22 protein-coding genes are annotated in these 24378 nt (G+C 65.0%); 6 read left to right on the forward strand and 16 right to left on the reverse strand.

Annotated features, from left to right (window positions below; genetic code table 11):
• Positions 1-67 precede the first annotated feature (67 nt).
• Both MKK67_RS03695 and MKK67_RS03700 read left to right on the forward strand, forming a co-directional pair.
• Complete coding sequence (locus MKK67_RS03695; RefSeq protein WP_243962280.1) at positions 68-1429, forward strand: MFS transporter; 1362 nt, start codon at positions 68-70, stop codon at positions 1427-1429.
• A 4-nt stretch (positions 1430-1433) separates the two neighbouring features.
• A complete protein-coding gene (locus MKK67_RS03700) occupies positions 1434-2231 on the forward strand; it encodes an alpha/beta fold hydrolase (RefSeq protein ID WP_243962281.1) in 798 nt (265 codons plus the stop codon).
• A gap of 45 nt (positions 2232-2276) precedes the next feature.
• On the opposite strand, the gene MKK67_RS03705 is transcribed toward MKK67_RS03700, so the two are convergent.
• Entirely contained in the window at positions 2277-3008 is a 732-nt protein-coding gene (locus MKK67_RS03705; protein WP_243962282.1) for a molybdate ABC transporter substrate-binding protein, read from the reverse strand.
• Between the two features lie 34 nt (positions 3009-3042).
• Between MKK67_RS03705 and MKK67_RS03710 the strand changes: the two genes are divergently transcribed.
• Positions 3043-3189, forward strand: coding sequence for a hypothetical protein (locus MKK67_RS03710; protein WP_243962283.1), 147 nt, complete (start codon positions 3043-3045; stop codon positions 3187-3189).
• Positions 3190-3385: 196 nt separating this feature from the next.
• Here MKK67_RS03710 and MKK67_RS03715 read toward each other — a convergent pair whose 3' ends face one another.
• The 13 genes from MKK67_RS03715 to MKK67_RS03775 all read right to left on the reverse strand — a co-directional run bounded on the left by MKK67_RS03715 (position 3386) and on the right by MKK67_RS03775 (position 19175).
• Entirely contained in the window at positions 3386-4657 is a 1272-nt protein-coding gene (locus tag MKK67_RS03715; protein WP_279601423.1) for an MFS transporter, read from the reverse strand.
• Between the two features lie 142 nt (positions 4658-4799).
• Entirely contained in the window at positions 4800-5645 is an 846-nt protein-coding gene (locus tag MKK67_RS03720; RefSeq protein WP_243962285.1) for an aspartate dehydrogenase, read from the reverse strand.
• Between the two features lie 176 nt (positions 5646-5821).
• Positions 5822-6901: an amidohydrolase family protein gene (locus MKK67_RS03725; RefSeq protein ID WP_243962320.1), complete on the reverse strand. Its 1080-nt coding sequence runs from the start codon at positions 6899-6901 to the stop codon at positions 5822-5824.
• A gap of 1123 nt (positions 6902-8024) precedes the next feature.
• The gene (locus MKK67_RS03730) at positions 8025-8912 is read right to left on the reverse strand and encodes a MaoC family dehydratase N-terminal domain-containing protein (RefSeq protein WP_243962286.1); all 888 of its coding nucleotides are present in this window, start codon (positions 8910-8912) and stop codon (positions 8025-8027) included.
• A gap of 19 nt (positions 8913-8931) precedes the next feature.
• Positions 8932-10047: a CaiB/BaiF CoA transferase family protein gene (locus MKK67_RS03735; protein ID WP_243962287.1), complete on the reverse strand. Its 1116-nt coding sequence runs from the start codon at positions 10045-10047 to the stop codon at positions 8932-8934.
• The gene (locus tag MKK67_RS03740) at positions 10047-11210 is read right to left on the reverse strand and encodes an acyl-CoA dehydrogenase family protein (RefSeq protein ID WP_243962288.1); all 1164 of its coding nucleotides are present in this window, start codon (positions 11208-11210) and stop codon (positions 10047-10049) included. The genes MKK67_RS03735 and MKK67_RS03740 overlap by 1 nt, the downstream gene beginning before the upstream one ends.
• Before the next feature lie 202 nt (positions 11211-11412).
• Positions 11413-12957, reverse strand: coding sequence for a citrate lyase subunit alpha (gene citF, locus MKK67_RS03745; RefSeq protein ID WP_243962289.1), 1545 nt, complete (start codon positions 12955-12957; stop codon positions 11413-11415).
• Complete coding sequence (locus MKK67_RS03750; protein WP_243962290.1) at positions 12957-13835, reverse strand: HpcH/HpaI aldolase/citrate lyase family protein; 879 nt, start codon at positions 13833-13835, stop codon at positions 12957-12959. Before MKK67_RS03750 ends, citF begins: the two co-directional genes overlap by 1 nt.
• Before the next feature lie 10 nt (positions 13836-13845).
• Complete coding sequence (locus MKK67_RS03755) at positions 13846-15129, reverse strand: TRAP transporter large permease (RefSeq protein ID WP_147852806.1); 1284 nt, start codon at positions 15127-15129, stop codon at positions 13846-13848.
• Positions 15126-15713: a TRAP transporter small permease gene (locus MKK67_RS03760; protein ID WP_147852822.1), complete on the reverse strand. Its 588-nt coding sequence runs from the start codon at positions 15711-15713 to the stop codon at positions 15126-15128. The genes MKK67_RS03755 and MKK67_RS03760 overlap by 4 nt, the downstream gene beginning before the upstream one ends.
• Before the next feature lie 30 nt (positions 15714-15743).
• Positions 15744-16745 carry a TRAP transporter substrate-binding protein gene (locus tag MKK67_RS03765; protein WP_243962291.1) on the reverse strand — a complete coding sequence of 334 codons (1002 nt, stop codon included), beginning with the start codon at positions 16743-16745 and terminating at the stop codon, positions 15744-15746.
• 503 nt (positions 16746-17248) lie between these two features.
• Complete coding sequence (locus tag MKK67_RS03770; protein ID WP_243962292.1) at positions 17249-18001, reverse strand: SDR family oxidoreductase; 753 nt, start codon at positions 17999-18001, stop codon at positions 17249-17251.
• Between the two features lie 10 nt (positions 18002-18011).
• Positions 18012-19175: an ABC transporter substrate-binding protein gene (locus MKK67_RS03775; protein ID WP_243962293.1), complete on the reverse strand. Its 1164-nt coding sequence runs from the start codon at positions 19173-19175 to the stop codon at positions 18012-18014.
• Between the two features lie 159 nt (positions 19176-19334).
• Here MKK67_RS03775 and MKK67_RS03780 point away from each other — a divergent pair, with 159 nt between their 5' ends.
• Positions 19335-20459 carry a zinc-dependent alcohol dehydrogenase family protein gene (locus MKK67_RS03780; protein ID WP_243962294.1) on the forward strand — a complete coding sequence of 375 codons (1125 nt, stop codon included), beginning with the start codon at positions 19335-19337 and terminating at the stop codon, positions 20457-20459.
• Between the two features lie 140 nt (positions 20460-20599).
• Positions 20600-21298: a GntR family transcriptional regulator gene (locus MKK67_RS03785; RefSeq protein ID WP_243962295.1), complete on the forward strand. Its 699-nt coding sequence runs from the start codon at positions 20600-20602 to the stop codon at positions 21296-21298.
• Positions 21299-21406: 108 nt separating this feature from the next.
• On the opposite strand, the gene MKK67_RS03790 is transcribed toward MKK67_RS03785, so the two are convergent.
• Both MKK67_RS03790 and MKK67_RS03795 read right to left on the reverse strand, forming a co-directional pair.
• Positions 21407-21814 (reverse strand): carboxymuconolactone decarboxylase family protein, encoded by a 408-nt coding sequence (locus tag MKK67_RS03790; protein ID WP_147852812.1) that lies wholly within the window; start codon positions 21812-21814, stop codon positions 21407-21409.
• A gap of 242 nt (positions 21815-22056) precedes the next feature.
• Positions 22057-22857: an N-acyl homoserine lactonase family protein gene (locus MKK67_RS03795; protein ID WP_243962297.1), complete on the reverse strand. Its 801-nt coding sequence runs from the start codon at positions 22855-22857 to the stop codon at positions 22057-22059.
• 294 nt (positions 22858-23151) lie between these two features.
• On the opposite strand from MKK67_RS03795, the gene MKK67_RS03800 reads away from it, so the two are divergent.
• Complete coding sequence (locus MKK67_RS03800; protein ID WP_243962298.1) at positions 23152-24378, forward strand: ABC transporter substrate-binding protein; 1227 nt, start codon at positions 23152-23154, stop codon at positions 24376-24378.

Genomic DNA, 24378 nt, shown 5'->3' on the forward strand with positions numbered 1-24378 from the left:
TGCGAACGACACCGTTCTCACGAAGATACCCACTCGAGCATCCGATTATTCGATCACCGTCGAGCTGATGATGACGCAAGTACAAGCGGGCCAGTTGCTTGAGAGCCTCGACCGGTCGGATTTCACGGCGAAGCACTGGCGCATGTACGTGACCGCCGCGCTCGGCCATTTGTTCGACGGCTTCGACATCAACATGATGGGCTTCGCGCTGCCCGGCATCGTCGCGGCCTTCACGCTGAGCCCGGCCGAGGCCGGCGTCCTGGCCTCCAGCGTCTTCATCGGCATGCTGATCGGCTCGACCTGTGTCGGCTTCCTCGCCGATCGGTTCGGGCGCAAATGGACGATGGTCGGCTCGATCGCTGCCTACTGCGTCCTCAGCTGCGCCGTCGCGTTCGCCTGGAGCCATGACTCGCTCCTGGTGCTGCGGATCCTTCAGGGCATCGGACTGGGCGCGGAGGTGCCGCTCGTGTTCACGTACCTCTCCGAATTCATCCCGGCCCGCCGACGCGGGCTCATGCTTGCCTCGACCGTTGCGTTTTGGCAGGGCTCAAGCTTCGTCGCGGCGATGGTCGCCCTCCTCGTCATCCCGGCGTTCACGTGGCGGGGTATGTTCATCGCGGGAGCCGTTCCCGGCCTCGTACTGATCGTGCTCTGGGCGCTTCTGCCCGAGTCCGTTCGCTTCCTCATCGCTCGCGGTCGCCTCGATGAAGCCGACCGCATCGTTGACGGCCTCAGCACCGTCGACCCACGGACGCTGCCGCCGACCGTCCATCGACCGCCGGCCGAGCCGGCGCACCTGAGCGCGATCCTGCGCGGCGGCTACTTCCGACCGACTGCGAGCATCTGGCTGATGCAACTCACCGGCGGGGCGGTGTTCTTCGCTGTGGCGATCTGGCTGCCGTCGATTTTCGCACGCATGGGTTTTCCGGTTGTGAAGAGCTTCGCCTTCACCGGTCTGATTGCGGGGACGGGCGCGCTGGGCAACATCGCCGGCGGCCTGCTGCTGGATCGCTGGGGGCGGCGCACGACCGTCCCGGTGTTCCTCTGCGTCGGGGGGCTCCTCATGTTCGCTTGGGGGCAGGCCACCGAGTCCTGGTCGATCCTCGGGCTCGGTGCGCTGACGGCGTTCTTCGCTTCGGGCGGTGCGGGCGGTCCACTCTTCGCCTACACGAGCGAGGTCTACCCGACGCGGTACCGCGCCGTCGGGACGGGCTGGGCCGCGGCCTGGCAGCGGATCGGCGGGATCGTCGCGGCGCCGGCGCTCGGATGGATGCTGGGTAACGGCGCCCCCAATTACGCCTTCTTCACCGCCCTGGGCATGCTGCTGCTGATCGGGGGTGTCGGGGGCTACCTCCTCGGCTACGAGACCCGCGGTAAATCGCTGGAAGCGGTCACGGCGGAACTCTCCGGCATGACAGGTCAGGTCTGAAACGATGCCGCACTTCGAACGCGACGGACGCCGGCTGCACTACGAACTGCTCGGCCGGGGCGACCCGGTGATGCTGATCCACGGGTTCACGAACGCCGGCTGGTCCTGGATGAACCAGGTCGCCGCTTTGGTGTTCGCCGGCTACAGCGTGATCGTGCCCGATCTCCGCGGGCACGGCCTGTCGGATCCGGCAACCGACGTCACGACCGTGGACGATCTGACCTGGGACGTCATCGGGTTGCTCGACCATCTCGCGCTCGAGCGCGTCTCGGTCTGCGGGTTGTCGCTCGGGGGCATGATCGCGCTGACGCTCGCGCTCGAGCAGCCGCAGCGGATTGACGGGCTCGTCATCGCGAACTCGCGGGCTGCGTTCAACGACCCGGCGACCGCGGATCTCGTCGCCGGCTGGGTCGAGGTGTTCCATCAACCGGATGGGCCGCTCAAGCGCTTCCAGGCGACGTGGCCCGTTATGCTCAACGGGGAGTACCGGCAGAGCTCGGCCGGACGCGCGACTTACGCGACCTGGTGCCGCTTGGCCGAGCGACACAGCGGGTCCTCACTCGCGAACGTCGCCCTCGGCATGCGCGCGTTCGACGTCACGGGCCGCCTCCAGGGTATCGGGCATCCCACCCTGGTGATCGCGGGCGACGAGGACAAGCTGTTCCCGCCCGCCGTCGCGCGCGAGGTCAGCGACGGCGTGGCCGGTGCGCGGTTCGCGATCATTCCTGGAGCGGCACATATCTCGTCTTTGGATAGCGCGGAGGCGTTCAACGCGCGCCTGCTTGACTTCCTCGCCGGTTGATCGAGACCGAACCCCTCTGATGTCCCGCTGATACGGGTGCGCCCCTCAGCGCGGCGGGACGTCCCAACCCGCCTGCTTCAGCCGGGCGTTGCCGGTCGGTCCGGTCACGAAGGCGATGAAGGCGCGTGCCGCGCGCGGGTCCTGCGTCTTCGTCGTGACGGCGGCGGCGTAGGGCGTCCACGTGTTGACGGCCTCGGGCAGGAACCCCGCGAACGCCACACCCGGTGCGTCGATGAGCTCGCTGGCCTGCGTCAGTCCGATCGCTGCCCTGCCCGAGGCGACGGCCGAGGCTACTTCGGCGCCGGTGGCGCAGAGCACCGCTTTGGCCTGCACGGCCTCAGTGAGGCCAAGCCGGGTCAGCATCCCGTCGAAGAACGCCCCCGCCGAGCCGCCGCCCTTGGGATCGATGTAGGCCACGGCGCGCGCCGCGAGGAGCGCGGCGCGGAAACCTGCCTCGTCCATCAGGTCGGGGAGCGCGGCCCCGGATTTAACGGCGGCGCTGAGCCGCATGCGTGCGACATCGACCTTGGTCTCCACGCGAACGTCCCCGCGCGCGACGAGCGTGTCGATGCCGGCCGAGGCGGTCATGACCACGTCGGCGTCTTCGTGCGCGGCAAGCTTGGCGAGGACGCCGCCCGCATTGGTGATCGTCAGGGTGAGGTGGTCTCCGGTCTGTCGCTCGAACGGCGCGACGAGGTCGCGCAGGCTCGACGCGTAGACGCCCGTCGCGAGCACGCGGATGTCGGCCGCCGCCGTGGGCGTGCTCAGCGCAGCCATACAACAGGCGATCGACAGCAGCGGAGCTCGGCACATGGCATTTCTCCTCGGGCGCGACGCCCGCGATCTCGCGAACCGACAGGATACGCTGGATTTTGGAGCATGGAGTGCTGCGCTCTACAACGATGGCATCGTCGACCCGCCGTACGCCTCCCCGCCTGTCGCGCCCTTTCCCGTCTGAGCGCGGCCCCGGAGACGCCAGAAACGGTGGCGCCGGGATGCGTCTCTTCGTGGCATCGCCGCTCGGTCGGTTGGGGAAGTGATCTCGGACAGCGATGGCGGACTGTTGGCCACAGGGCGCAGAGCGGGTGGTGCTCGAAGCTTGGACTTGCACCTCATACTGCCTCGCGGTTTCGGCGCGGGGCGTGCGTTGCATTCTATGCCCGCTCGCCCGGTAGGACGGGGCTCAGCGGCGCGCGCGTGCGGCCCAGGCCCAACGCGAGCGCGGCGCCCATGGCCGTGACCAGGGCGAGCGGCAGCAGGCCCAGCGCGTAGCTGCCGCTCGCGTCCTTGATCACGCCCATCAGGTACGTCCCGACGAAGGCACCGAGATTGCCGATGGCGTTGATCTGCGCGATCCCGGCTGCGGACGCGCCCGGCGGCAGCCATTCCGTGACCATTGCCCAGAACGGGCCCTTGACGGCGTAGGTCCCCAGGATCGCGAGGAACAGGATCGCGACCGTCGGTCCGAACCCCTGCGCGGCCAGCGCCGCCGCGAGGCAGAGCGCGGTGAGCGCCTGCGGCCCGGCGACGTGCCAGGCCCGCTCCCCCGTACGGTCCGAGCGTCGGGCCCAGAGCACCATCAGCCCGGCTGCGACTCCGAATGGTACCGAGTTGAGCAGGCCGATCTCCATCGTCGTGAGGCCGTAGGACTTGAAGATCTGCGGCTGCCAGATCGACAGGCACGCGCTCGCGCCGACGCTGCCGGCGAAGATCAGGCCCGCTGCGAGCACGCGCCGATCGAGGATCACCCGCCAAACGGAAGGCCGGACCAGCGGCTGCTCCGCGCGCTCGGCTTCCAAACGTCCGGTGAGCCAGCCGCGCTGCGCCGCGTCGAGCCAGGGCGCTCGGTCCGGGCCATCCGGGAGGAATCGAAGGACGAGCAAGCCCAGCACCACGGCCGGCGCGGCCTCGAGGATCGACATCAGCTGCCAACCGCGCAGACCCAGCCAGCCGTCGAGCCCGAGCAGGGTCGCCGAGATCGGCGAGCCGACGAAGTTCGACAGGGGCACGGCCACCGCGAAGAGGGCGATCACGCGGGCGCGGTAGGCCTTCGGGAACCAGCGCGTCAGGTAGAAGATCACGCCGGGATAGAAGCCGGCCTCCGCCGCGCCGAGCAGGAAGCGCACCGTGCAGAACGAGAGTGGGCCGATGACGAGCGCGGTGGCCGCGGAGATGAGTCCCCAGGTGATCATGATGCGGGCCAGCCAGAGGCGGGCGCCGAACCGCTCGAGCATCAGGTTGGAGGGCACCTCGAACAGGAAATAGGCCACGAAGAAGAGACCGGCGCCTAGGCCGAAGACTGAGGACGACAGGCCGGCATCGGCGTTCATCTGCAGGGCGGCGAAGCCGACGTTGACGCGGTCGATGAAGGCGACGAGGAAGCCCAGCATCAGGAGCGGCATGAGCCGCATCGTCACGCGCCGCATCGTTTCCCGTTCGATCTCGGACAGGATCTCACCGCTCGCCGCTGTCACGGACCACTCCGGGATCTGAGAGACAACCGCGCGCGGCCTCGGGCCCAAGCGCGTGAGCGTGGCAGCACAGGGCGTGCCAGCCCGGATGGGTCCTTTAGGTCCCGACCCTGAGCGGGGCGGCGAGCTTGCGCAGGTAGGCGATGACCGACAGAGCGGTGATGCGACCCGTGCGGGGGTTCTCATCAGTCGGCACGTTCTCGATCGTCATCGAGAATCGCGCCGCGTCGGCCTCGACCTCGATGCGGTGGGTGTTGCGGTCGAGGATGGGGTCGGCCCAGATCTCGAGCTTGGTCCGATCCGGTCCGATGCCGGCGAGCGAGAGCGCGACCGCGACGTTGAGGTTTGCCGGAAACCCGCGGGCCGCCTCGCGCGGGCTACCGGCAAAAACCTGCATCGGCTCGGTGATCCCAGAGATCTCGATGCCGTTTTCAACGAGATAGGGCGCGCCGACGAGCCCGCGCACGGGCTTGCGGGTAATCATGCGCACCGTGTGGATCGTGCCCTCCGCGGCGGCCGTCACGGCGTCGAGGCCGAGCAGCGCGCCGGTCGGGACGACGATCTGCCCCCCGTGGGCGCGGGCGAGCTCCACGAGGTCCTCGTTGTCAAGGAGCGCCCCGCAGCTCAGCACGACGGCCGTCTTGCCCGCCGTCACGAACGGCCGCACGATCGCAGGGAGGTGCTGGGATGGTGCGCATTCCAGAACAATATCTGCCCGCGGCTCTAGGGCGTCGAACGCGGTGACGACCTCGGGCGGCTCGGCCAGCGCCGCGAGTTCGGTGCGAGCCTTCGCGGCGTCGCGGACCGCGACGGCGGTCAGGCTCAGTCCCGGTATAGCGCCCCCGTCGAGCGCCCGCGCTACGGCGCGCCCGACCGTGCCGAGGCCGGCGATCGCGATGCGGCCGCCTCGGACCGGTGACTTGGATGCTTCTTGCAGCGCCATTCTGGATTCCCATTCAACGCGGCCGGGGAGGCTGGCCACAATCCGTCTGCATCGGCCATGCCGAGGAGCTGAATCGATCGGCCTCTATCAACTCCCGTCGCGGACCAGCGGGAAAAAGCGCGGTCGCACAGAATCCGTTCTGTCGGGCCATCTGTGCCGTCAAATTGGATATTCGTTTATGGCATCAGATCGGCCGATTTAAGTTTGCTTGCGAGTCGCGGGTAGACCTTCAATGTGTTTCCAGCGTAGATCTTCGCCCGGTCGGTGTTGGAAACTTCAGCCGCATCAACATAGCGCTTGGTGTCATCGTAGGCGTGGCCGGTTTCAGGATCAGTGCCGTTCACCGCGCCCACCATCTCCGAGGCGAACAGCACATTCTCATGCGGCACGACTTTGAGCAGCAGGTCGATGCCCGGCTGATGATAGACGCAGGTGTCGAAGTAAACGTTGCGCATCAACTCGGACAGGGGCGGCCTCTTCAGGTCCTGCGCGAGACCTCTGTAGCGGCCCCAATGGTAGGGCACAGCACCACCGCCGTGGGGGATGATCAGGCGAAGCGTCGGGAAATCCTTGAAGAGGTCCGAAGTGACGAACTGCATGAACGCACTGGTGTCCCCGTTGATGTAATGCGCGCCCGTCGCGTGGAAATTGGGATTGGCCGAGGCGCTGACATGCACCATGCCCGGCACGTCCAGTTCCACCATCTTCTCCCAGAGTGGGTACCAGAATCGATCGGATAGAGGTGGATCCGTCCAGTAGCCGCCCGAGGGGTCTGGATTGACGTTGCAGCCGACGAAGCCGAGATCCTTCACACAGCGCTCCAGCTCGGCTATGCAGTTTTTTGGCGAGACGCCGGGTGTCTGTGGCAGCTGGCAGACGCCGACGAAATTCTTCGGCATCAGGCTCGCGACACGGTGGATCATGTCATTCGATACGATCGACCAGTCGAGGCTGGTGCGCGCGGTGCCGATATGGTGGCCCATGCCCCCCGCCCGCGGTGAGAACAGGGCGAGTGAGATGCCCCGCTCGCTCTGAAGCTTCAGCTGGCGCCCGCTCACGCTCTCGCGGATCTCGTCGTCGCTCACTCGTAGACTGGACGGGCTCGGCGATTGAGCGGGGTCGTTGATGGCATCGATCTGACGCTTGCGCCAAGACAACATGGCCGGCGGCTCGGTGGTGTAGTGTCCGTGGCAGTCGATCACGACACCTGTATAGCGGGGCCCCTGCGGCGCTGGCTCGGCGCGCGCGGTGTCCATCGTGATGGCCGCGGCGACAGCTCCAAAGCCCGCGAGGCCGCGGATGAAGCCGCGGCGCGGCAGGCAGCAAGGGCAGGCGGCGGCCCCGGTCGGGTCGGTCGCGGCGATCATCGCGATCCCCCCGCAGAAGCGCGTTGGACCATGTGGGGTTCACCCGGACCTGACAGAGCCGCGAGGGCAGGACGAACGACAATCCCTAAACGTCGTAGCATGCCGGCGCCTCTAGATTTTATGCTTCAATCTCGACCGCACAACTGACGCCGCAAAGTCAAATTCGTCCAGTCGCACGGCTGACACCCCGTCCAGGTTCAGCGACGCATTTGGCCGAATGTCGCTCCCGATGGACCGGCAATCGAAGGAGGTCTGCAACTGAGCTGCCGATGATGTCACGACAACGCGTTCGAACACGATTGACCGGTGACCGTCGCTTCCCGGCACATAGCCGGCGCCCCTGAGCGACCGGCTGGACGCGGCGCCAGAAATCGGCTTGCTGGGGATGTCGGCGCTGGGTTGCCACCGCGATCGGGGCTTATTTTTGCCGCTAAATCCTCAATCAGCAAACGGCTCGCAGTTCGAGAATATGATCTGCGATCGCGCGTCGTTAAATTAATGCGCGGGGTTACAACATAAATCGATGCGTAGGTTTAATATTGATATGAGGCATATGAGATCTATTTTAATAATGCCGATACAAATTTTTAGGCGGAGCCTAACTCTTGGTTGCAGTATTGACTTTTACGATAAATCTAAATTCTTTTGATTGGTCCTGCTGTGCACAGCAGATAGCTCCTCTCGCACCACTTTTGCTCCTCTGAAACCCCTCCTCATCAGAGTGAGGCGTCTCCCAGTCGGGGGGCTCGATATCCGGGGGCCGCCTCGCCGCTTACCCTGCGGGTAGGACAACGCGAGTTTGCAAGCCGAACGGCATTGGTGAAAGGCGATCACCGTGTTTACGTAGGCGGACCGCAAGGTGTGAGGAACGGCTCGCCGCAGATCTCCAGTCCGAGCCAGAGAGCCAGCTGACCGAAACAGCCGGGTCTGATCGGTCGTGTTGGACAGGGTCATGACGCGTCTCCGTCAGAGGGGGACGTCGTTCAGCGCTCCGGCGAGAACCTCGAGGGCTTCATGCCGCCCCTCCGTGGCCGTCTGCCCGCATGCAAACCCCGTCGGTCTGATCCAGCGTCACACCGTCAAAACGGCCGTCGCCGTCGAGACGCCCACAGATGCGAAACGTCTGGTTGGCGGTGAGCGCGGACACGCCCCGGTGCATGAAGTGGCGCGGAACGTGGCCGATCAGCCGGGCGGCCTGGTTCATCAGCAGTGTCGCCTGGATGGGGCCATGCACGACCAAATCGGCGTAGCCCTCCACCTCGGTGGCGTAGGGGCGATCGTAGTGGAAGCGATGACCGTTGAAGGTCATCGCTGAGTAGCGGAACAGCAGCGTGGGTGTCGCCACGACCGACCGTGTCTCTGCGTAATCAGACGGCAGGTCTCGCTGCGGCGTCGATGCCGCGACCGATGAGGCGCCTGGCTTGTCCCGGTAGACGATGTCTTGCTGTTCGCGGATGGCGACGCCGCGCGCCGTCGACACGACATGATCTACTGTTACGAAGCAGAGGCGACCGCTGCGGCCCTCCTTAAAAACGACGTCCCGCACCGTCTCACGGCGCGTCACTAGGTCATCCAGGCGCAGGGCGTCGAGAGTTTCGACCGTGCCACCCGCCCACATCCTTCGGGGAAGTGGCACCGGCGGCAGGAACCCACCCTTGGCTGCGTGTCCGTCCGGCCCGAGGGCGTCGGCCGGCGGCGTTTCGGGCGCCAGACACCAATGGAGCGCCGGCGGAGCGACATCCCCCTCCCCCGCTGCCAGAAGTCGCCCGAACGTGGCGTGGAACTCATCGAAGATGCGCGGCGTGATCCGGTCCGCCTTCTCGCGCGACCGACCGATCCACGACCGTAGAAATTCGACGTCCACCGACTCCGGGGTGCCCGTCATGAGATCTTCCGTCATCGTAAGGTCGGCCTATCGTTCATGGGTCGAGGAGGTCCGATCGGCCAAGCGCCGGGACCGGGCCATAGGTGCGCTCCTCGCCCCGCACGACGGCAGCCGGGGCCGGGAAGGCGACGGGGCCGGTCGGGGTGTTCACGGTGATCCGCCGCAGGTGCGGGTGGCTCGATAGCGCCGCCATGTCGTTGACCGAGGCAAAAGCGGTATCTGCCTCCGTCAGCCGGGCTGTCGCCTGGGCCTCGTCGAGGCCCGCAAAGGCGCGCGCGACCAGGGCGTCGGTCTCGCCGCGGTTGCGCGTGCGCGCGACGTTGGTGGCGAAGCGTTCGTCCTTAGCCACCGCGTCGTCGCACAGAAGCAGGGCGCAGAATTTCACCCATTCCCGGTCGCTCTGGATCGAGATCAGAATCTGTTTGCCGTCCCGCGTTTTGAATACGCCGTAGGGGGCGATGGACGGGTGCGCGAGGCCGACCCGCTTTGGCGACCGTCCACCTTCGTGATGCAACAGTGGCACGGTCAGCCAATCGGCCATCACGTCGAACATCGAGATCCGAATATCGGCGCCGCGGCCGGTAATGCCACGGGCAATCAGCGCTTCCAGGATCGCCGCTTGCGCGGTGGCACCCGTGGCGATGTCCACGATCGAGATGCCGACGCGCGCCGGCTCGTCTGGCCCCCCCGTGATCGAGGACAGGCCGGACTCGGCCTGAATCAGCAAGTCGTAGGCTTTGCGGCTCGCGAGCGGCCCCGTCTCGCCGTAGCCGCTGATCGAGCAGGCGATCAGACGGGGATACTCCACGCACAGGGTCTCGACCCCAAGCCCCATCCGATCGAGGGCGCCGGGCTTGAGGTTCTGCACGAGCACGTCCGCTCCGACGATCAGATCACGCAGTGCGCGTCTGCCCGCGTCCGTGGCAAGATCGAGAGTCCGGGATTCCTTGCCGCGGTTGAGCCACACGAAATAGCTGCTCTGCCCGCCGGCCACGACGTCGTCGTAGCCCCGGGCGAAATCGCCCTCCGGCCGTTCGACCTTGATCACTCGCGCCCCCGCATCCGCGAGACGGGCGGTGCAGAACGGGGCCGCCACCGCTTGCTCGATCGCGACGACGACGAGACCCTCGAGGGGAAGCTGCGCCGACATCAGAATGACCGAGGCAGGCCGAGGATATGCTCGGCGACGTAGGAGAGGATCAGGTTCGTGGAGATCGGCGCGACTTGGTAGAGACGGGTCTCCCGGAACTTGCGCTCGACATCGTACTCCGCAGCGAAGCCGAAGCCGCCGTGAAACTGGATGCAGGCGTTGGCCGCCTCCCAAGACGCTTTCGCCGCGAGGTACTTGGCCATGTTGGCCTGGGCGCCGCAGGGCTGGTGCGCATCGTACAATCGGCAGGCCTCGTAGCGCATCAGGTTGGCCGCCTCGATCTCAATGAAGCTCTCGGCGATCGGGAACTGCACACCCTGATTTTGTCCGATCGGGCGGCCGAAGACGTGGCGCTCCTTGGTGTAGGCCGTGACCTTGTCGATGAACCAGTACCCGTCGCCGATGCATTCGGCCGCGATCAGGGTGCGCTCGGCGTTGAGCCCTGTAAGGATGTACTTGAAACCCTGGCCTTCTTCCCCGATCAAATTTTCGGCGGGGATCTCCAGGTCGTCGAAAAACAACTCGTTGGTCTCGTGATTGACCATGTTGAGGATCGGCCGAACGGTCATGCCCTTTTTCTGAGCCTCGCGCAGGTCGACGATGAAGATCGACATGCCTTCGGACTTTTTGGCAACCTGATCCAGGGGTGTGGTGCGGGCGAGCAGAATCATCAGGTCGGAATGCTGGACCCGTGAGATCCAGACCTTTTGCCCGTTGATCACGTAGCGGTCGCCTTTGCGCACTGCGAGAGTCTTGATGCGGGTCGTATCGGTACCGGCGGTCGGTTCGGTCACACCCATCGACTGGAGCCGCAATTCGCCCTCGGCGATGCGAGGCAGGTACTTGCGTCTCTGCTCCTCCGACCCGTGCCGGATCAGAGTGCCCATGTTGTACATCTGCCCATGGCAGGCACCCGAGTTGCCGCCCGAGCGGTTGATCTCCTCCATGATCACAGAAGCCTCGGTGAGCCCGAGACCTGAACCGCCGTATTCCTCCGGGATGAGAGCGGCCATCCAGCCGGCCTTGGTCAGCGCGTCGACGAATGTCTCAGGGTAGCCACGCGCTTCGTCGATCTTCCGGTGGTATTCCGCGGGGAACTCAGCACAGAGGCTTCGCACCGCATCGCGGATGTCACTGTAGCTGCCGTGATCGATCGTCTGCATGATTCGTTCCCTGGACGTTTTTGATTTCGATGTCCAAACGTTGCCGTCAACGCATCGCATGGGGGCCGGGCACGTCCTGCGTGAGCCTGCCTCCAGTCCCTGGATGTCACGCGCTCACCGACGCCGAACCAGTAACGGCACCGGCATCGAGCGCGTTAATTCAGTCCCGTGCAGCGCTGACCGGCTGGGCTATTGAGCACTCTCATGTCTCAGGAACGGCACGCACGACGTCGATGACCGTCCCGTCTCGGTACTCGACGACGGCTACGATCCGACCGTCGTGGCTTCGGTCTCGGGGCGGAACTGGCGCCAGTTCCGCCGCACGGTTGGCCAATGCGTCGATGGTGGTGAGCGGTAGGCCAGCCGCGTGGAGCCGCTCGGCCAGCTCCGGGCGACGTGGGTTCACGGCGATTCCGCCGTCCGTTACGACGACATCCACCGTCTCGCCCGGCGTGGTGCGCGTGGTGACACGTTCAACCACCTTTGCGTGGCGCCCGGCGGCGAGCGAGGTCGTGATTACGGTCAGCTTGGCGCCCGCCGCGGTATCGGCGTGCCCTCCGGATCCGCCCAGAATAACGCCGTCGGTCCCGGTGGTCACGTTCACGTCGAAGGCGCGGTCGATCTCGGCAGCACCGAGGATCGTGGCATCGATGCGGTTCACGACGCAGCCGCGATTGTGCGGGTTAGCATACATTGAGGCCGACATGGTCTGATGCGCCTCGCTGCGGCGAAAGCTGTCCACCGCCGCATGGTCGAAAGCCTGCACATCCATCAGCGCGCGGAACAGGCCGGCGTCGAACATCTCGACGATGCCCGCCGTGATGCCGCCCGCCGCGAAACTCCCCTGCACACCCCGCTCAGACATGATCCGCCCGAGGTATGCAGCTGCCGCCAGTGAGGCCCCCCCTGCCCCCGTCTGAAACGAAAAGCCGTCCTCCAAGAGGCCGGATGCCGCGATGACTCGGGCGGCCGTTTCTGCGATGCCGAGCGCGATCGGGTTCGTGGTCGCCAGCGTCGTGCCTGAGACGATCTGCGATGGGTCGCCGATCGAGTCCACGGCCACCACGAAGTCGACCCAGTCCTGGCCGATCTCGATCGGCACCGTGGGATAAGGCACGAGGGTGTCGGTGATCGCCACGACGCGTTCGGCCCCTTGAGCGTCCGTCACCGCGTAGCCGAGCGGCCCGCAGGCTGCCCGGCCGACCGCGCCTGTGAGATTGCCGTAGGCGTCGGCGGTGGGCGCGGCGACGAACGCCACGTCGATGCGGAGGTCCCCGGATTCGATGCAGCGCGCCCTTCCCCCGTGCGTGTACATCAGCACCGGACGCGCCAGGATGCCGTGCGAGACTGCCTTCGCCAGGGGCCCGTAGATTGTGCTCGCGGCGAGGCCGGTGACGACCCCGCTGCGGATATGGCCGATCAACGGCGCGTGGACCGGAAAGAGCGCGCTGGCCGCCACGGTGATGTCTCGCAGCCCCGCGCGCGCGACTGCGTCGAGGACGTGGTTGAGCACGCCGTCGCCGTTGCGCAGATGATGGTGGAACGAGATCACCGCGCCGTCGCGCAGGCTGCAGGCGCGGATCGCGGCGTCGATATCGGGCAGGACTTTGTCGGCTCCGGGCCGAGCGGCGTGCACCGTCCGGACGGCACGCCTCAGAGTGCCGAGATTGTCGAAAGCGCCCGTATAGGGCCGGACCGCCCCATAGCCGGCAATCTCGGAGGGAAGCTCACGGACCGTATCGGCCATTAGGTGCTCGCGGACGCCAGGATGTCGGCGGCACGGCGCACCACAGGAGCGTCGATCATGCGCCCGTCGAGTTCGAACGCACCGCGTCCCTCCACCTGCGCAGCGATGTTGCCGGCCACGACGCGGCGCGCCCAATCGATTTCCACCGCCGTCGGTCCGAATCCTTCGTTGAGGATAGCCACTTGCGCCGGGTGCACGGCGAGCGAACCACGGAAGCCGAAGCGTCGGGCCCGCTCCACCGTCGCGCGAAAGGCGTCCAAATCGCGGTAGGCACCGATGCTGTCGATGAAGCCGAGAGGTAAGATTCCTGCGGCCCGCGCCGCCCGCAGGACGGCAAAGCTCGGCACCAGCAACGTGTCGGGGTCAGGCACGCCGCCCATCGCGGCGGCGTAGTCCTCGGGGCCGAGGGTCATGGCCGCGATGCGGGGGTGCGAGGCGATCGCGTCGAGATGCGGGAACGCCGCCGGCGTCTCGACCTGCAGGACGAGGCGTACGCTACCGTGCAGCATACCTCGCTCGGCCTCGATTCCAGTAACTGCGTCAGCCAATTCCGCAACGTAACCGGCATGCTCGACCTTCGGTACGACCAGCGCGGTTAGCCCCGGCACCACCGCGGCCTCAAGGTCGCGCACGAGGTCGCGCAGGCCGTGATTGACCCGGACCATCGCCACTGCGCCATCGCGGGAGACCGCGCGGATCGCGTCCGCCAGCCGGTCGCGGGCACCGGCTTTTTCGCCGGCCGGCACGGCGTCCTCCAAGTCGAGGACCAGCCCGTCCGCACCGCGCTTGTGCGCGCCGTCAATGAAGCGCGGCACGTGCGCGGGCACGAACAGCAAGGAGCGCCAGCGCGGGGCTGGTTCCGGCGTCGGGGTGCTCATGGGCGTCTCCTCATATCGCCCCCAGCGCCCTGGGCAGCCACAGCGACAGGCCCGGCCAGTAGGTCACGAGGACGAGGAAGGCCAACATGGTCAGCAGCCACGGCATCACGGCGACGGTGAGTTCGGAGATGCCCATATGGGCGATACCGCTCGCGACGTAGAGGTTGAGCCCGACCGGTGGGTGGCACAGGCCGACCTCCATGTTCACCGCCATGATGATCCCGAAGTGAATCGGATCGATGCCAAGCTTGATCGCGATCGGGAACAGGATCGGCGCCATGATCAGCAGGATCGAGGACGGCTCCATCACGTTGCCGGCGATGAGCAGGATGATGTTGACGACAAGCAGGAAGACCAGCGGGCTGAAGTTCATCGCGATGAGCCACGCCGCCATCGTCTGTGGGATGTTCTCCGAGGTCATCAGAAACGAGAACAGCACCGCGTTGGTGATGATGTACAGCAGCATCGCGCTCATGTTGGCGGAGGCGAGCAACACGCGCGGCACGTCGGAGAGTTTCAGGTCCCGGTAGACGAACACCGAGATGACGAAGGCGTACACGGCGGCTGTGGCCGCCGCCTCAGTCGGCGTGAAGATGCCGGCGTAGATGCCACCGATCACCATCACCACGAGGAACAGGCCCCAGGCACTCTCCCGGAAGGCGCGCAGGCGCTCCATCCAGGACGCTTTCGGCATCCGGGGATAGCCGCGCTTCTTGGCAATGATGAAGGTGACGGCAGCCAGCATCGCCGAGAGCACGATGCCCGGCATCACCCCGGCCAGGAACAGGTTGCCGATCGAAGAGTTCGTCGACACCCCGTAGAGCACAAGGATGATCGAGGGCGGCACGAGGATGCCGAGCGCGCCCGAGGTGGTGATCACGCCGGCGCCGAAGCGCTTCGGATAGCCCTCGGCCACCATCGCCGGCAGGATGATCGATCCGATGGCGACCACCGTGGCGACACTCGACCCTGAGACGGCGGCAAAGAGGGCGCAGGCCACGACGCCCGCGAGGCCCAGTCCCCCCGGCCAGTGGCCGACGAGCGACGTGGTGAAGTTGATCATCCGCTTGGCGACGCCACCATGAGCCAGGAAATTGCCGGCCAGGATGAAGAACGGGATCGCCATGATCGAGAAGTTTTCGATCCCGGTGAACAGTTTGAGCGCAACGCTCTCGATTGGCACCTGGGTCAGGGTGAACAGGAATGTCAGCACCGTCAGGCCGAGCGCGATCGAGATCGGCATGCCGGTGAGCATCAGGGCGATGAGCAGCCCGAAGATGATCAGTCCACTCATGCCGGGCCTCCCTCGCGCGCCAACTGGATCGGGTCGACGCCCTCGACGGTTTCGACGCCGTCGACATGGGCGTGATCGCGCGCTGGCAGGTGTCCCGTCCTGTAGAAGGTCCAGGCTACTTGCAGGAAGCGAAAGCACATCAGGTAGGAGCCGAGCGGGATCGCGAGGTAGACGATCCAGACCGGGATCTCCATGTCCGGCGTGGTTTGCTCGGTGTGGCCAATGCGCCAGACGAAGTTGGTCCCAAGCGTTCCGACAATGCCGGTAAACAGCGCGCCTGCTCCAAGGCTGACGAGAACCATGGTGCGACGCGCGCGTGGTGGCAGGCGGTTGACCAGCACGTCCACGCCGACGTGAATGCCGGTGCGCACGCCGTAGGCCGCCCCGAACTTGGCGACCCAGATGAACATGTAGATGCACAATTCCTGCGACCAACCGAAGTCGAGCCGGTCGGTATAGTCTTGCAACGCTGGGATGCCCGAGAGGAAGCGATGCACCACCGTGGCGAAGGTGATGACCGTGGCTGCCGCCATCAGCGTGCCGATCAGTAATTCTTCGAGCCGATCGAGAATCTTGAGGATCATGGTTTCGAGACCCAATAGCGGATTATCGGATCAGTTGTTCGGCGCGCCCTCGGCTTCCTTGTTCAGGGCCGCGACCAGGTCCTTGCCGACGCGCGAGGCCATCTCCTTCTGGACGGGGTTCAAAGCCTTGCGCCACGCGGCGTTCTCGGCCTCGGTCGGGGTGTAGACCTCAGTCTTACCGGTGGAGCGGATGTCAGCGAGCGCCTTCTCGTTCTGCTTGTCGGCGATCTGGTGCTCGTAGTCCGTCGCATCCTTGATCGCGCCCTCGAGCGTCGTGCGGATGTCGGCGGGCAAGCCGTCCCAGAAGCTCTTGTTCACGATCACCGCGTAGCCGACGTAGCCGTGATAGGTCAGGGTCGCGTGTTTCTGCACCTCATTGACCTTCTGCGTGGTGATGTTGGACGGCGGATTTTCCTGGCCGTCGACCACGCCGGTCTGGAGCGCCTGGTAGAGTTCTGAGAACGCCAGCACCTGCGGCAGCGCGCCGACCGCCTTGAACTGCGCCTCGAGCACCTTCGAGGACTGGATGCGAAACTTCAGGCCTTTCACATCTTCCGGTCCGTGCATCGGCCTGTTGGACGTCAGGATCTTGAAACCGTTGTCCCAGTAGCCGAGGCCCTTGATGCCCTTGGACTCCAGCTTCTTGAACAGGCCCTGGCCGATGGGACCATCCTGTACCTTCCGCAGCACCTGCTCGTTTGGAAAGATGTAGGGGAGATCGAAGGCCTCAAATTCCTTGACGCCGAGCGGCCCGAATTTGCTCGTGGACGGCGCCAGCATCTGCACGGCGCCGAGTTGAAGCATCTCGACCTCTTCCTTGTCTTTATAAAGCGTGCTGTTCGGGTAGATCTCGACCTTGACCGCACCCTTAGTCCGCTCTTCGGCGAGTTGCTTGAAACGCTCCGCACCCTGACCCTTGGGCGTGTCTGTCGTCACGACGTGGCTGAATTTGATGACGATCGGGCTCTGCGCTGCCGCCGGCGCGACGAGGGCGAGCGCACAGGCAAGCGTGCTTAAAATGTGGGCTATCATCAACGCCTCCCGATGTGATTCCGCGTCGTCGCGCGGGTTGTATTTTGGATAGCCTTACAGCTGACAAAGCATGGGGCAAGTCCTAATGCCTGCCGCGCGCTGACGGATCGCGCGCATTCTCTAGGGTGCAAATCATGGTATTGACGATGACGGTATATATTTGGCGTAAATCATAAGTGCCCTCGATCCGTCGTGGAGGGGGGCGGCGTGGCGGCGAGAGCTAGGCTGATGCCCACCGATGCCGGCATCACCGTCGCCCTCTCGCTCTCGGAACCTTCGCTTCTGGAACCCGAGGTCTGGCCAAAACCAGTCTCCAGCGGACGCGCGGGGGACAGCTGTATTTGTCTGACGGGCCTTGCTTGCCCAAGTTTTCGTCAGGCGTCGGTGCGATATTTTTGCGATTGAGCCCTCATTCGGCACCAAGTCGAGCGGTGAGTTTGAGTCAGTGTCAAACGACCTCCGCTGATTTGGCGCCGAATCCCGGCGACCATCTGCAAAACAGCCTACCAGGCGGTCGTTCCGCCATCGGCTGTGAGCACGCTGCCGACGACGAACGCGGAATCGTCGGAGGCGAGGAAGAGAATGGCCCTGGCGATCTCGTCCGGCCGTCCCATGCGTCCGATCGGTGCTCGCCCGTCCAACTCACGCTGCATCGCCGCCGGATCTGGGGCAGCGGCTAGCATCTTGTCGAAGTACGGCGAGAAGATCGTCCCCGGGGCGATGCAATTCACCCGGATGTTCTGATCGATGTGGTCGAGCGCCATGGCCCTGGAAAGGGCGACCACGCCACCCTTCGAAGCGACGTAGGCGGCGCGGTCGCGAATGGCCGCGCTCGCGGTATACGAGCCGGTGTTGACGATGACGCCGCCGCCCTGTTTTTCCATCAGCGGGATGACCGTCCTGGCGCACAGAAAGACGCCCTTGAGATTGGTGGCCATCAATGCGTCCCAGGCTTCCTCCTCGGTTTCGACGACCGAACCACGTGCCCCGTATCCTGCGTTGTTGACGAGAATATCGATCCGACCGTGGCGTGCGACGGCCTCTGCGACCCCCGCCGTTACCTCGGCCGCACGCGACACGTCCATCTCAACGGCGGTGGCGCGATCTCCGATATCCCGTGCTGCCTGTTCGGCAGCCGCGCCATCGCGGTCTGCGATGACGACAGCTGCTCCCTCCGCGGCGAAGAGCGACGCGGTCGCACGGCCGATGCCGCTCGCGCCGCCGGTAATCAGAGCGACCTTGTCGACGAGGCGCATGAGGCAGATCCTAGCTCTTCAGGTACGGGCAGCGGGTCTCGGATAGGGGCTGCATCGCGTTGCTGCCGGCGATGTGTCCGGTTAACTTGTAGTAATCCCAGGGGCGTGCCGACTCCTTCGGGGATTTTACTTCGACGGTGTAGAAATCGTGGATCAGCCGACCGTCCGGCCTGATCTCGCCATCGCTGACGAACACGTCGTTGACGCGCGCGGCGCGCATTGTTTCTGCGACGACACGGCCGTCGTCGGAGCCAGCTTTCGCGATGCCGCGCAGGTAGTGGAGCACGGAAGAATACACGCCGGCCTGGATCTGGCCGGGCATGCGTTTGGACCGCTGAAAAAAGCGCTGGCCCCAAAGCCTACTTTCGTCGTTGCGGTCCCAATAGAAGCCGGTCATGAGCAGCAGACCTTTGGCTTGCTCGAGGCCCAGGGCGTGTATGTCGCTGATCACCGCCCCTGGGAGAAATAGTTTCTGGTGAGACGTGATTCCAAACTCGTTCGCCTGTTTGACGCAATTTATCGTATCGCTTCCAGCATTCAGAAGCCCGATAACCTGCGCTCCTGATCCCTGCGCCTGCAGAAGGAAGGACGAGAAATCAGGGGAGGCGGTCGGATGCTGCGCGCTCCCCAAGACTCGTCCCCCTGCACGCTCGACGCTCCGGGTCAGATCTGCGCGCATCTGATGGCCGTAGGCATAGTCGGCAACGATCAGGAACCACGTCGTCTTACCCTGATCCATGAGGATGCGGGCGGGGCCAACAGTGTTGGAGTAGGTATCGAGAACCCAGAGGAAACCTGTCTTGGAGCAGCCTTCGTTCATCAGTTGCCCGCTCGCCGGTCCGCATAAGAGCGTGATCTTCCCACGATCCGCAGCAAGGTGCTGGACAGCCAAAGCGACGGATGAGTTCGGCAGATCGGCGATTGCGCCAACGCCCTCCACATCAAACCATTGCCGCGCGATGCCGGCGCCGACATCCGCCTTATTTTGATGATCCGCTGAGATAATCTGAATCGGCCGGCCGAGTACTGTGCCGCCAAAATCTTCGGCCGCCATCTGGGCCGCAATGATGCAAGTCGGACCACTGTAATCCGACAGTGAGCCGGACAGGTCGCTCAGGACGCCTACCTTGATCGGGTCCGCCGCCGAGGCCGGCCCGGTGAGCAGCGCCGGCATGCACAAACTGCTCGACGCCCCGGCCAGCACAGTGCGACGCGTCAAGTATCGGCGTTCCGCCACCATCGGTGACCCTCCCGTGAGAAGCGCCGATTCCGGCTATTCACACTGACCTACCAGCTGTATGACTGTATGACAATACGCTCGAGGAGAGGCTCAGTGAGATCTCGGTCCGCCGTTCTGCGCGCCACGCCATGCGCGAAGCCCTATGCGCAGACCTTGCCCTTGACGATTGAGGATATCGAACTCGACGATCCGGGGCCGGGAGAGGTGCTGGTGCGCGTTGCAGCGGCCGGACTGTGCCATTCGGACCTCTCGGCCATGAACGGCGATCGCCCCCGGCCCGTCCCGGTGGCTCTCGGGCATGAGGCGTCAGGCGTCGTGGCCGGCCTCGGTGCGGGCGTCGACGATCTTAAGGTTGGCGATCATGTGGTGATGTCGTTCCTGCCGACTTGCGGTGTCTGCGGTCCCTGCGCGGAAGGGCGTGGGGCACTGTGCGAACCGGGGCACGCAGCAAACGGGCGCGGTACGCTGCTGTCTGGGGCGCGGAGATTTCACTGCGACGGCATCGAGCTCAACCATCACAGCGGTGTCTCGGCCTTCGGCGAGCATACTGTCGTCTCACGGCGCTCGGTCGTGCGGATAGGCCAAGACATCCCCCTCGTCGAGGCTGCCTTGTTCGGTTGTGCGGTCATGACGGGCGTGGGCGCCGTCGTGAACACTTGCGCAGTGCGCCTCGGCGAGAGCGTAGCCGTCGTCGGACTCGGTGGTGTCGGACTCTCGGCCGTGCTTGGAGCGGTGGCGTGCGGCGCCAATCGCATCGTGGCGATCGACCTTTCGCCGGCCAAGCTTGACGTAGCGCGCGAGATCGGCGCGACGGATGTGTTCTTGGCTGATGCGCCCAACGTCGTCGAGGCCGTCCGGGACCTAACGGGGGGCGGGGTCCACCATGCGGTGGAGATGGCGGGCTCGGTTCAGGCCTTCGATCTCGCGCTGAATGTCACACGCCGCGGCGGCACCACAGCGACGGCGGGACTGGCGAATGCCGCCCAACGGTTCCAGATCCCGCCGCTGGCTCTCGTCGGCGAGGAGAGAGTCATCAAGGGCTCGTATATGGGCAGCTGCGTGCCTTCCCGCGATATTCCCCGCTTCGTCGACCTATGGCGTCAAGGTCGCTTGCCGGTGACGCGGCTTTTATCGAGCACGGGACCGTTGATCGATATCAACGCGGCATTCGACCGGCTCGACCGAGGCGAGGTGATCCGACACCTCGTTGTCATGTGAGGCGGCCTGTAGACAATCGCTACGTGTCAGCCATTGGAAACGAAGGATATTTGACCCCGTGGCCCGTCGAAGAGGATGGCACGCCTGGACCCGTACTCCCCACCCAGGCATCGTAGCGCACTGTGACGGATTGAATGTCGATGAATGATACTCTGCGGGTAGTCCCCACGCCCATGCGGCGGCAGGTCGAGGAGGGGCTTCGCTCGGCGATCGTGAGCGGGCGCTTCCTGCCCGGAGAGCACCTGTCCGATCGCGTACTCTGCGAGTTGACGGGGGCCAGTCGTAGCGTAGTGCGAGAGGCCGTCCGACTGCTTGAGGCGGAGGGGCTGGTCACGGTGCAGCCCAACCGCGGCCCGTTCGTCGCGCATCTCTCCGTCGAGGAAGCCTCGCAGATTTACGAGCTACGCAGCGTACTGGAGGCGTTGGCCGGTGAAGGGTTCGCGTTGCGTGCGACCGACGAGGAGCGCCGTGCGTTGCGAGAGGTCTTCGAGGAACTCGCGCGCTGTGGGCCAGACACTGAGCGGGAGACCCTGCTTGCGATCAAGCAACGGTTCTACGGAGGGCTGCTGAAGGGCGCGCGCAATGCCTACGTCGCCCGCATGCTTGAGCAGTTGATGAACCGCAATATGCAACTGCGCGCGATGTCGTTGTCGGATCCAGGGCGCCTGCCTTGGACGATCAAGGAGATCCGGCGGGTCGTCGAGGCGATCGAGCGACGCGATCCCAACGAGGCATTCATTGCGTGCCGTGAGCACGTGCAACGGGCTGCAGACGTAGCGCTTCGGATCCTGCGAGCGCAGCGAGACATCCCCTTGAGTGGGCCATCTGGCAGCGACTGAGAGCGAGCGCGTGCCCCGGTCTGATCGCCTGCCGGGAAGGGAGCTCGATGCTCAGGCGACGTATGTGCCGTGAATGGCCGCAAAGCGCGACATCCACGGCCGCCACGTTCAGGCGGGCCCGACGGGCTCACCCGAAACCGCGCCCTCAGCCTTCAGCACCTCGTGTGCGGCTTTGAAGGCATCGAGGCCCGCAGGGATGCCGCAATAGACGGTCGCGTGAAGCAGGATTTCTTTGATTTCCTCCACGGAGACGCCGTTGGCGAGCGCGCCCTTCACGTGAAGTTTCAACTCAGCTGGCTTGCTGAGCGCGGTGAGCATCGCGAGGTTGAGCATGCTGCGCGTGCGCCGATCGAGGCCGTCGCGCGTCCAGGCGTAGCCCCAGCACCACTCGGTCGTGATGCGCTGAAACGCCATCATGAAATCGTCGGCCTTGGCGAGCCCGCCATCGACGTATTCTGCGCCGAGTACGGCGCGCCGCACCGCCAAACCCTTCTCGAACTGTTCGCTCTCAGCCATCACACCCGCTCCACACCACAGACCGTTCGAACAGTCCGCAATCGCATACTGTATGTCAATAAGACAAATGCGATCGGTGCTTCAGTCGGATGTCGCGCTCGTGGCGCGACAGCGATTACTCGTCTCGCGTGACATCGTTTCACGGCACCGGTCGCTCAGCGGGGAATCGCGCTGGATTGCAGCATTCCCATCGGCGCCTCCGCGCCGATACGGGCTCGGTATGGACTGCATGTCCGTGAACACTAGGCAGATGGCGGCACGTGAAGTTGAACGGCCTCGACGTCAGGGCGGACGAGGCGTGGATAGCGCGCCATCACCAGTGGATCGTGTCCCGGAATGATATGCGCTTCGCTTTCGGCAAGTTCATGGAGGCGCGCCCAGCTCTCGGCCATCGCCGCCACGTCAACGACGATCGGGTAAGGATTTCCGGTCTCCATATTGGCGTAATAGTGCGCGGCGTCGGAGGCCAGCACGACGGCGCCCCGGACGGTCTCGACGCGCACGCATTGCAAGCCGCGGGAGTGGCCTGGGACGAGGTGCACCGACACGCCGGGAAAGAGCGTTGCGTCGCCGTCGGTGAAGCGCACCCGGCCGGCGTAGACCCGCCGGACCATCTCAACCACGTCTTCAACCGCGAAAGCGTTGCGTAGCCGGCCGTGACACATGCAGCGGCCGGTAGCGTAGGCCATCTCCGCGTCCTGGAGGAGAAATCTCGCCGCGGGAAACGCCGCCAGATTGCCCGCGTGGTCGTAGTGCAAATGCGTGATGATGACGTCGGTGACGCTTCCTGGCTCGACGCCGACCGCACGCAGCGCATCGCCCGGGTGCTGCAGCAGGACCCGGCCCCGGGCACGGGCTTCCGCCTGACCAAAGCCCGTATCGACGAGGATCGTTCGCTCGTCGGAGCGCAGCAACCAAACAAAATAGTCCATCGGCATTGGCGTATCGTGCGCGTCTCGGCTGCCATCCGGTGGGAAAATGAAGTTTTCGTGCGCAAATCTGGCATGGGTGGCGTAACGGATCGCAAGGACTTCGTAGGTCATCGTTCTCTCAACCCCCCCTTCCTCGCCTGAAACAGAGCCGCCAGGCTGGGCCTTAAATTCGTGTGATCGTGGGCCTTTGGGTCTGCCCCGTGGGTCAGCGTGTTGGCGAAACGCCAGAGGCAAGCCCCCAACCCAAATGTGACCACCGTGCTACCCCGCGGACGCGAGCCTCTGCAGTCGACAATCCACACTGTCTTACAATCAGATTGACGGAGTGTCGATTGACGCGCTGCGACCGGTTTGACAGTGTGCCGGTCAACGATGGGCCGAACACGGACCACTGGGAGGACCACAATGTCGGACAATGCCGCCGGAGATCGGCGTTTGCGGCTCGACCGGAGGCAGTTGGTTGGCGCGCTGGGCGGAGCGGTCGCGGCGCCCTTCCTGATCCGGAGCGCGCAGGCTGCTTCAGCGGTTAGCATTGGGGTTATTCTGCCCCTGTCCGGAGCGAATGCTCAGTTCGGGGTCAATTCCCGGAATGGCATCCAGCTCGTTGCAGATCAGATCAACGCGGCCGGCGGTATCAAGAGCCTCGGCGGCGCTCGGATTGAACTCGTCGTGGCGGATGCCACCTCGACGCCGACGCAGGCCGCGACAGTTGCGCAGCGCATGATCACCCAGAACCGAGTTTCGGCGATCCTCGGCGCATTTGCGTCGTCGCTGACACTCGCAATTTCCGAAGTGACGGAGCGACGCGATATCCCGCTCCTGACGATGTCGTTCTCGGACCAGATCACCGAACGCGGCTTCAAGAGCGTGTTTCAGGTCGTCGCCAAGGCTTCCATGATCGGCGCAGCTCAGTTCGATGGAACGCTTGCGATCGCGAAAAAGGCCGGGACCGACCTGAAGCAGGTCGCGATCCTGTTCGAGGATACCGCCTACGGGACATCTCAGGCCGGCGGGCTACGCAAGGCTGCGGCGAAGGCCGGCGTGCAGGTCGTGATGGACGAGGGCTACCCGCTCGGCATCACCGACGTGACCCCGCTGATCAATAAGCTGCGCACATCCGGTGCCCAGGCGGTGTTTCCGGTCTCCTACCTCAACGACAGCCTGCAGATCATTCGGGTGATGCGCCAGCAAGGGCTGACCATCCCGGCGATCGGCGGCGCGGCGGGCTACGTCATTCCGGACTTCAAGAGCGGTCTCGGAGAGTACGCGGAGGGCATTCTCTCGATCAGCCCCGCAAGCTGGGACCAGGATCCTGCACTGACCGACGCGTTCAGCAAGCGCTATGGCTACTTCATGGTGCACGAGGCGCTGGAGCACGCGGTCTGCCTCGACGTATTGGCGCAGGCCTTGGAGAAGGCCGGCAAGTCGGACCCGGCCTCCCTGCGCGATACCCTACACGGCACGCGTTTCGATGGCGGCTGGACCAAGGTGATGACCGGAGGGGCCGTCCAATTCGATGCGGCCGGTCTGAACACGTTGGCTGAGCCGTTGATGGTGCAATGGCGGGGCAAGGAGCCCGTCACCGTTTGGCCGGAGCGGTTCGCCAAGGCTCAGCCGGTCTGGAAAGCCTGA

Source organism: Methylobacterium sp. J-072 (assembly GCF_022829425.1).
Taxonomy (GTDB): domain Bacteria; phylum Pseudomonadota; class Alphaproteobacteria; order Rhizobiales; family Beijerinckiaceae; genus Methylobacterium.

Coding starts and splice junctions, on each gene's coding strand:
- MKK67_RS03770 (WP_243962292.1), bottom strand. CDS start 18,001: ATGCGCCTCGTCGACAAGGTCGCTCTGATTACCGGCGGCGCGAGCGGC.
- MKK67_RS03760 (WP_147852822.1), bottom strand. CDS start 15,713: ATGATCCTCAAGATTCTCGATCGGCTCGAAGAATTACTGATCGGCACG.
- MKK67_RS03785 (WP_243962295.1), top strand. CDS start 20,600: ATGAATGATACTCTGCGGGTAGTCCCCACGCCCATGCGGCGGCAGGTC.
- MKK67_RS03720 (WP_243962285.1), bottom strand. CDS start 5,645: ATGGCGCTGCAAGAAGCATCCAAGTCACCGGTCCGAGGCGGCCGCATC.
- MKK67_RS03705 (WP_243962282.1), bottom strand. CDS start 3,008: ATGGCTGCGCTGAGCACGCCCACGGCGGCGGCCGACATCCGCGTGCTC.
- MKK67_RS03695 (WP_243962280.1), top strand. CDS start 68: ATGATGACGCAAGTACAAGCGGGCCAGTTGCTTGAGAGCCTCGACCGG.
- MKK67_RS03725 (WP_243962320.1), bottom strand. CDS start 6,901: ATGGACACCGCGCGCGCCGAGCCAGCGCCGCAGGGGCCCCGCTATACA.
- MKK67_RS03735 (WP_243962287.1), bottom strand. CDS start 10,047: ATGTCGGCGCAGCTTCCCCTCGAGGGTCTCGTCGTCGTCGCGATCGAG.
- MKK67_RS03800 (WP_243962298.1), top strand. CDS start 23,152: ATGTCGGACAATGCCGCCGGAGATCGGCGTTTGCGGCTCGACCGGAGG.
- MKK67_RS03790 (WP_147852812.1), bottom strand. CDS start 21,814: ATGGCTGAGAGCGAACAGTTCGAGAAGGGTTTGGCGGTGCGGCGCGCC.
- citF (WP_243962289.1), bottom strand. CDS start 12,957: ATGGCCGATACGGTCCGTGAGCTTCCCTCCGAGATTGCCGGCTATGGG.
- MKK67_RS03755 (WP_147852806.1), bottom strand. CDS start 15,129: ATGAGTGGACTGATCATCTTCGGGCTGCTCATCGCCCTGATGCTCACC.
- MKK67_RS03710 (WP_243962283.1), top strand. CDS start 3,043: ATGGCATTTCTCCTCGGGCGCGACGCCCGCGATCTCGCGAACCGACAG.
- MKK67_RS03715 (WP_279601423.1), bottom strand. CDS start 4,657: ATGCGGCGCGTGACGATGCGGCTCATGCCGCTCCTGATGCTGGGCTTC.
- MKK67_RS03740 (WP_243962288.1), bottom strand. CDS start 11,210: ATGCAGACGATCGATCACGGCAGCTACAGTGACATCCGCGATGCGGTG.
- MKK67_RS03775 (WP_243962293.1), bottom strand. CDS start 19,175: ATGCCGGCGCTGCTCACCGGGCCGGCCTCGGCGGCGGACCCGATCAAG.
- MKK67_RS03730 (WP_243962286.1), bottom strand. CDS start 8,912: ATGACGGAAGATCTCATGACGGGCACCCCGGAGTCGGTGGACGTCGAA.
- MKK67_RS03750 (WP_243962290.1), bottom strand. CDS start 13,835: ATGAGCACCCCGACGCCGGAACCAGCCCCGCGCTGGCGCTCCTTGCTG.
- MKK67_RS03700 (WP_243962281.1), top strand. CDS start 1,434: ATGCCGCACTTCGAACGCGACGGACGCCGGCTGCACTACGAACTGCTC.
- MKK67_RS03795 (WP_243962297.1), bottom strand. CDS start 22,857: ATGACCTACGAAGTCCTTGCGATCCGTTACGCCACCCATGCCAGATTT.
- MKK67_RS03765 (WP_243962291.1), bottom strand. CDS start 16,745: ATGATAGCCCACATTTTAAGCACGCTTGCCTGTGCGCTCGCCCTCGTC.